This window comes from Rhodoplanes elegans, from assembly GCF_016653355.1.
Classification (GTDB): Bacteria; Pseudomonadota; Alphaproteobacteria; order Rhizobiales; family Xanthobacteraceae; genus Rhodoplanes; species Rhodoplanes elegans.
The window spans coordinates 1-6,741 of the sequence record NZ_NHSK01000138.1; the positions used below are offsets into that span (position 1 = coordinate 1).

7 protein-coding genes are annotated in these 6,741 nt (G+C 70.7%); 2 read left to right on the top strand and 5 right to left on the bottom strand.

The window, feature by feature from the left end; translation table 11 throughout:
• Positions 1-358, top strand: a 358-nt coding sequence (locus tag CCR97_RS17435; protein ID WP_201159705.1) for an SPOR domain-containing protein, incomplete at its 5' end; no start/stop codon positions are given.
• Positions 359-817: 459 nt separating this feature from the next.
• Here CCR97_RS17435 and CCR97_RS17440 read toward each other — a convergent pair.
• From CCR97_RS17440 to CCR97_RS17450, 3 genes are all read right to left on the bottom strand, one after another.
• Positions 818-1,519, bottom strand: a complete 702-nt coding sequence (locus tag CCR97_RS17440) for a DnaJ domain-containing protein (protein ID WP_111360558.1) — start codon at positions 1,517-1,519, stop codon at positions 818-820.
• Positions 1,516-2,274 carry a vWA domain-containing protein gene (locus CCR97_RS17445; RefSeq protein WP_111360559.1) on the bottom strand — a complete coding sequence of 253 codons (759 nt, stop codon included), beginning with the start codon at positions 2,272-2,274 and terminating at the stop codon, positions 1,516-1,518. The genes CCR97_RS17440 and CCR97_RS17445 overlap by 4 nt, the downstream gene beginning before the upstream one ends.
• 579 nt (positions 2,275-2,853) lie before the next feature.
• Positions 2,854-3,822, bottom strand: a complete 969-nt coding sequence (locus CCR97_RS17450) for a division plane positioning ATPase MipZ (RefSeq protein WP_244670520.1) — start codon at positions 3,820-3,822, stop codon at positions 2,854-2,856.
• A 203-nt stretch (positions 3,823-4,025) separates the two neighbouring features.
• Here CCR97_RS17450 and panC point away from each other — a divergent pair, with 203 nt between their 5' ends.
• Positions 4,026-4,892 carry a pantoate--beta-alanine ligase gene (gene panC, locus CCR97_RS17455; protein ID WP_111360446.1) on the top strand — a complete coding sequence of 289 codons (867 nt, stop codon included), beginning with the start codon at positions 4,026-4,028 and terminating at the stop codon, positions 4,890-4,892.
• Positions 4,893-5,212: 320 nt separating this feature from the next.
• On the opposite strand, the gene CCR97_RS17460 is transcribed toward panC, so the two are convergent.
• Together CCR97_RS17460 and CCR97_RS17465 are read right to left on the bottom strand one after the other, a co-directional pair.
• The gene (locus CCR97_RS17460) at positions 5,213-5,926 is read right to left on the bottom strand and encodes a PilZ domain-containing protein (protein ID WP_111360654.1); all 714 of its coding nucleotides are present in this window, start codon (positions 5,924-5,926) and stop codon (positions 5,213-5,215) included.
• A gap of 234 nt (positions 5,927-6,160) precedes the next feature.
• Positions 6,161-6,595: a DUF1489 family protein gene (locus CCR97_RS17465; RefSeq protein WP_111360653.1), complete on the bottom strand. Its 435-nt coding sequence runs from the start codon at positions 6,593-6,595 to the stop codon at positions 6,161-6,163.
• Positions 6,596-6,741 lie beyond the last annotated feature (146 nt).

Genomic DNA, 6,741 nt, shown 5'->3' on the forward strand with positions numbered 1-6,741 from the left:
CGCGGCACCCGTCCGCGAGGTGGCGGTCGCCGCCGCCGACGGCGAGAGCACCTTCGCGCTCGCCAGCGCGTCGAGCCGGCCGGCCGCCGACCCGGCCCGCAAGCCGATCGTTCGCAGCGGCTGGATCATCCAGATCGGCGCCTTCGGCGACGAGACCGAGGCCAAGGGCCGCCTCTCCTCCGCCCAGGCCAAGGCCAAGTCGCTGCTCGGCCACGCCGAGCCCTTCACCGAGGCGGTGACCCGCGACAACAAGACCTTCTATCGCGCCCGCTTCGCCGGGTTCGAGAAGGACGCCGCCGAGGCCGCCTGCAAGTATCTCAAGCGCAACGACTTCGCCTGCCTGACCATCAAGAACTGAGACGGACGGCCGTCGGCCGCTCCCGTCTCACCGGTTCCGTCCCGATGCCCGGCCTCGTGCCGGGCATCGGTGTTTTTTGGGGGGGGGCGGCCTCGGTCGTCCCGGGGCGGCGCGCAAGCGACGAGCCCGGGACCCATACCCCCTGTCTGCCGTGAGCCACGGTCTCCGGGCGTATGGATCCCGGGCTCGCGGACCTGACGGTCCGCGCCCCGGGATGACGGAGTCTGCAAGCCCGCGCCTGCGCGGCCGGCGCCGCACGGGAACCGAGATTTAATAAATAACGGACACAATTGTCTTCGACGGAGCGGACGACCGCGCGAACAGGACGCGAGACCGGACGCCGCGACCGGCAACGATTCACCCGGAATCGGGGATCAGTGGAGGCCAGGCTCTCCGGCCCTGTCGGCCGCGGAGCGCGTGAACGTCGATCGTTGTTGTTGTTGCGTTGCGTCGGAGTTCTTATCGATGTCCGCGAAGCAGGACCTCCTTGGCCTCGTTCACACGGGCCGCGAGGTACGTCGACCCCCCCTGGTCGGGATGCAGTTTCTTCATGAGCAGGCGATGCGCCCGGCCGATGTCGTCGGCGGTCGCCCCCGGCTCAAGGCCAAGGATCTGATAGGCCTCCTGTTCCGTCATTTTGCCGGAACTCGGCGCTCCGCCCTGCCCCGCGCCCGCACCACCCTGCGCGTGTTCACGCCAGCCGGGACTCCGGCGGTCCAGATACGCGGCCAGTAGGGTCCGGCTCTCCTCGTCCATGTCGGCCGACAGGCCGGCCAGCGTGGCGACGTCGAGACCGTCGAGCGGCGCGCCGGCGAACCGGCCGGCGACGATGCGGCCCCGCATCGTGCCGCTGTCGTGATCGAGCTCCATCTCCAGAAAGGCCGAGCGCACCCGGGACACCTGCCCCGGGCTCTTCTGCGTGCGCTGCCCGAAGGTGGCGCCGCCGAACGGCAGCCAGCCGAGCAGGCCGAGCCCGGTGAGGCCGAGCGGCACGCCGAGGCCGATCTGGCCGCGCGCCACCAGGAAGGCGCCGCCGCCGAGCGCCGCGAACCCGCCGGCCATGCGGGCGCCCTTGGCAAAACCGCGCGGGTCGACTTTGGAAAAGCCCTTGAGGGCGGCGATCAGAATCACCAGGACGGCGATGCCGAGCAGAAGCGTCATCGAAGCTGCTCCAAGAGGCGCACCGCGGCGGTGTTCCGGCCGGCCAGGCGATGCAGCGCGTCGCGGCCACCGCTCGCATAGGCGGCCACCGCCCGCAACAGCGCGCCGAGCTCGTGTGCCGCGCCGGAGCTGAACCGGCACCAGGCGCCGCCCGACAGGCGGGCGATCTCGCGGAACGCCTGCTCGGCGACCGGATCGTGCCCCTCCTGGAAGACGAAGCACGGCACCGCGGCGAGCCCGAGCTCGCCGGCGCGGGCGCACAGATCGTCGACCGGCTCCTCCATGGCGTCGCCGACATAGACCAGCGCCGCCACCTTGGTGGTCTCGTTCTCCCGGCGGACATGCGAGAGGACCTTGCCGATCTGGGTGTGGCCGCCGCGGCAGTCGATCCGCTCCATCAGCGAGGCCAAGGCCTTCGGGTCGGAGACGAACTTCGACGCCCGGCACTCGGAGAGGCCGCGGAAATAGACGAGCTGCACGTCGAGCCCGCCGACCGCGCCGGCCTCGGCGAACATGTCGGCCTGCAACCGGCAGGCCGTGTCCCAGGTCGGCTGCCGGCTCATCGTCGCGTCGAGGGCGAAGACGAGGCGCCCGCGCCCGCCCGCCACCGTGCCGGGCGCCCGGGCGGCGCCGAGCGCCTTCACCTGCGCCACGAAGGCGTCGATCTCGGCGCGCGACGAGGTGGTGGCCGGCGTGGTGTCGCCGCCCGGCGCGCGGTCGGGCGTGGCGCGATCGGAGGTGGCGCGCTCAGGCATTGCGCGGTCAGAGGTGGCGCGCTCGGGATTGGGGCGGTCAGGCGGCTTGGACATCGGAGCACCCGAGAAGGCGGCGGCGAGGACGGGGCCGATGGCGGAACGGAGCGGAACTCCCGTGTCGACTCATGCCCCTAGAAGTGGCCGCGAACGCCCGCCGGCGCAATGGCACCCGTCAAGCCGCCGGGGCGACACGCCGCCGCGTCGGCGGCACGCCGCCGCGTCCCGTGTCCCGGGCGCGGCGCGTAGCGCCGTGACCCGGGACCCAGGGGCGATCGGGTGAGGCGGTTGCCAGACGGCCCGTAGAACCGCCCGTCGTGCCGCTCCTGGGTCCCGGCTCTGCGGCGCCTCGGACCTTCGGCCCGAGGCCCCTTGTCCGGGACACGCTGCCGCCAAGGCCAGCGTCGGACAGGCTCCAGGCGCTCGGCGCAGCTCGTTTCGTCAGGAACTCGCCTCCCCTCCGCTCATGCCCGCGCAGGCGGGCATCCAGGGGCCACGGACTGTGCCGCCCTGGGTACCCGCCTTCGCGGGGACGAGCGGAATCCGTCGCGATTCACCGCGAGTGAAAGCGCGGCTCCCCCCTCACCCCGGCGTCGGTGTCGGCATCCGCGGCAGGGTCAGCGGCCCCTCCTCGGCCGGGCCGTCGTCGAGGATGTCGTCGGTGTCGAGCGGGCGGTAGGCGCTCATGAACCACTCGGCGCGGGCCTCGGCGCGCTTCTTGCCGCGGTCGTCGAGCGGCAGGTGGAGATGGGAGAGCAGGCCCTGCACCTCGAGCCGGGCCGTGACGTGCGACAGGCTCGGCCTCGTGCCGAGCGTCTCCTCGCCGATCTCGTCCACGGCCGTGAGGCCGCGCGGAAAAAACTCGCGATAGATTACCCGCTCGGCGAAGCCCTCGACGAAGCGGAAGCCGAGCCGGCCGGCGAGCCGGTCGAGCCCTTCGCCGACCAGGCGGCGGTTGCGCGAGCCGAGCGTCGAGAGGCGATTGCGCACCACCACCCAGTCGGTGGTCTTGCCGTCGACGATGCGGCGCTGCCGGCGCGCCTCGCGCACCAGCTCGGAATAGTGGCTCGTCGCGGTGATCTCGAAGGAGTGCGGATCGACGGCCGCCAGCACGTCGAAGTCGAGGAACGAATCGTTGAGCGGCGTCACCAGCGTGTCGGCCATCGAGTGGGCGAGCCGCGACAGGTAGGTGTCGGCGCCCGGCGTGTCGACGACCAGAAAATCGTGGCGGTGCTCGATCTCGGTGACGGCCTCGGCGAAGCGGCCGAACTCGGCGGTCTCGTTCTCGTCGACGCGCGCCCCCTCGCTGCGGGCGATACAGAAGTGCAGCGGGATCTCGAGCGGCTGGCCGATCCGGTGGCCCCACAGCCGGCGCCGCTCGATGTAGTGGGTCAGCGTCGACTGGCGCGAGTCGAGGTCGATGGTGGCGACCCGCTGGCCCGCCTTCATCAGCGCGACCGCGAGATGCATGGCCGTGGTCGACTTGCCGGAGCCGCCCTTCTCGTTGCCGACGACGATCACATGGGCCGAGATCGGGCTCCGCCGACGCAACTCACGATGTTCCGGATCCGACCACATAAACGCCTCCGTGCCGACCGATTTTTGTTTTGATCGGACCCGGGGGTCAAGTTATCTCTCGGCCGCGCGGCGAGTCGTGAACAGATCACGGTGAACCGGCGCCACGATCGCGCCGTCGACCCGGCGCGGATCGGCTGGCGTCTCCAGGCCTCCGCCGCCCGCCGGAACCGATCATCATGCCGACCCGTCCTCCCGTCGCCCGCACGCCTGTCGCCCGCACGTTAAAAGTCCTGGATCGCGCCCTCCTGCGCTTCCGCGCGGCGGGCGAGACCGTCGCGCTCGTGCCCACCATGGGGGCGCTGCACGACGGCCATCTGACGCTGGTGCGCCAGGCCCGCCGCAAGGCCGACCGGGTCGTCGTCTCGATTTACGTCAACCCGGCCCAGTTCGCCCCGACCGAGGACTTTTCCAGCTATCCGCGCCGGCTCGCCGCCGACGTCGCGGCGCTGGCCGAAGCCGGCGTCGATCTCGTCTGGGCGCCCGACACCGCGGTGATGTATCCGGACGGGTTTTCGACCCGCATCGCGCCGGAAGGCCCGGCGCTGGCCGGTCTCGAGGACGCATTCCGCCCGCACTTCTTCGGCGGCGTCGCGACCGTGGTGGCGAAGCTGTTCGGCCAGGTGCGCCCCGACATCGCGGTGTTCGGGCAGAAGGACTATCAGCAGCTGAAAGTGGTCACGCGGCTCGCCGCCGATCTCGATCTGCGGGTGAAGATCATCGGCGTGCCGACGGTGCGAGAAAAGGACGGCCTCGCCCGCTCGTCGCGCAACGCCTACCTGTCGGCCGAGGAACGCCAGCGCGCCCCGGCGCTCTATCGCGTGCTCGCCGACTGCGCGGCGAAGATCAAGGCGGGACGCCCGATCCGCGCCGTGCTGGAGAGCGGCCGCAAGGTTTTGGCGCGCGAGGGCTTCGTCGTCGATTATCTGGAGGCCCGCCACGCCGAGACGCTGGCGCCGGTGCGCTCTCTCAAGGACGGTCCGATCCGCCTGCTGGTCGCCGCGAAGCTCGGCACCACGCGGCTGATCGACAATCTGGCGGTGTGACCGTTTCGGGTCGATCCGGTCTCCATCATTCCGGGGCGCAGCGAAGCTGCGAGCCCGGAATCCGGCGAAGTGATCAGCGATGCCGTACGCGCCACGCCGTCCGTCTCATACCAAAGCTTCTGACGATCGACTCTCCCCGTCACCCTGAGGTGCTCGGGCGAAGCCCGAGCCTCGAAGGGCGACGGCATCGATCTCGGGCTTGCCCGAGATCGACAATATCGAAGCCCAAGTCGGCGACGCCGACTTGGGTGGCCGCATCCTTCGAGGCCCGGCTGCGCCGGGCACCTTAGGATGACGGTCCGAGGTCGGGGGCGTTGGGATCAGATCGGCAGCGGCTCGTCGTCGATCATGACGATCTCGCGATAGGCCATCTCGGCGGCCGGAATGCGCGCCCGCGACGGCGGCTTGATCAAGAGCTGCTCGAGGTGATGCGGCGCCTGTTCGTGGGTAAAGTGCACGGCGAAGCCCGAGCCGAAGCGGCGCACCACCCGGCCGACCACGGTGCCGACCGCGAGCGGCATGCCGATCGGCGGCCGGAGATCCGCCGACACGGCGACGCCCGAGGCCGACATGTCGATGACGAAGCACGGCATCACCGTGCCGTCGGCGAGGATCAGGGTCGAGTGCGGGTTCACCGGCACGATGCGCTTGTGCTGGCGGGTGTTGGGGGCGACGTCGCGCTGGTGCTTGTCGAGCCAGTCGAGCTTCGCCTCGAGCCGGTCTAGCGTCTCGTTGTCGGCCACGATGCTCATCGCGAAGCCGCCGTAGAGCCGGCGCAGCACCTTGCCCTCGAGCTTGCCGAAATCGTCGAAATACGTCGTCACCGGCTCCTCGACATTGCCGATGACGGGGCCGGCCAGCATCATGCCGTGGCGCGAGATGTTGACCAGCCGGCAGGCGAATTCGGGTTTGGTCCCGTCGACGGTGCGACGGCGCGGCAGCACGTAACGACCCGGCAGGCTGACGACGACGCGGATGTCCTGCCGGCGCTCGGCCGTCGTCTGGGTGTGCGGCGGGTCGTTCCGTTGCAGCATGCGGGGTACCCGGGCGAGACAGGACTAAAGGCTTCTACGTAGCCATCATAACCCGCCCTGATCAAAAGTTCCAGCAGATGACTGGACGAGGGAAAGACTTAGATTGTGCTTCAGGTTAATTTCGGCGGGCATTTGCGCCGAATTTTAAGAAGAATGGCAGCGTTGTTCCCGTATAGACGAAGATGTCGACAATCGAACGGTAATCTGAAACCGGATTAGCCCGATTCCGGCCGGTCAGAGGAGCCCGAGCGTGCGCAGCTCGCGGCGCATCTCCTCCGGCATCGCCTGGGTGCCGGGCGCGGCGCGATCGAGATCGGCTGGCGCCTCGCCGGCGGCGAGATAACGCCAGCCCTGGAACGCCCGGTACGGGCGCGGCACCACCGGCACCACCTCGGGCGCCAGCACCAGCCGGCAACGGCCGACCCCCTCGCCGTCGACGAAGGGCTCGACCCGCAGCAGCGTCTGGCGGCAGGCCACCTCGCCGCGGATCACCCAGTACAGCGAGCCGCCGGCGAGAAGCTCGTCGGCGCGCTTCGGCACCATGCGGGTGACGTGGGCGTGCTCGCGCGAGCTCCCCTTCGGCCGCTTCGCGAGCCGCTCGCGGATCCAGTCCTCGAGGTCGGCGATGCTGTCGCAGCCGACACAGAGCTTGACGAGATGCAGGGGCATGGGCCGGTCCTAGCGCATCGCCCGGTCGGCGGCCAGCCGGCCGGGACCGGGCTTGTGGACAGGCGCCCGTCGGAGGGCGCGGGCGGCGCCCGGGAGCCGGTCAGTCGTCGGCCGGCGGCGCGGCGGCGGGGGCGAGCGGCACCGGG

Bases quoted from the DNA above. Each gene is read 5' to 3' on its own strand.
- CCR97_RS17445 (WP_111360559.1), bottom strand. From the start codon at position 2,274: ATGCCTGAGCGCGCCACCTCCGATCGCGCCACGCCCGACCGCGCGCCG.
- CCR97_RS17440 (WP_111360558.1), bottom strand. From the start codon at position 1,519: ATGACGCTTCTGCTCGGCATCGCCGTCCTGGTGATTCTGATCGCCGCC.
- panC (WP_111360446.1), top strand. From the start codon at position 4,026: ATGCCGACCCGTCCTCCCGTCGCCCGCACGCCTGTCGCCCGCACGTTA.
- CCR97_RS17460 (WP_111360654.1), bottom strand. From the start codon at position 5,926: ATGCTGCAACGGAACGACCCGCCGCACACCCAGACGACGGCCGAGCGC.
- CCR97_RS17465 (WP_111360653.1), bottom strand. From the start codon at position 6,595: ATGCCCCTGCATCTCGTCAAGCTCTGTGTCGGCTGCGACAGCATCGCC.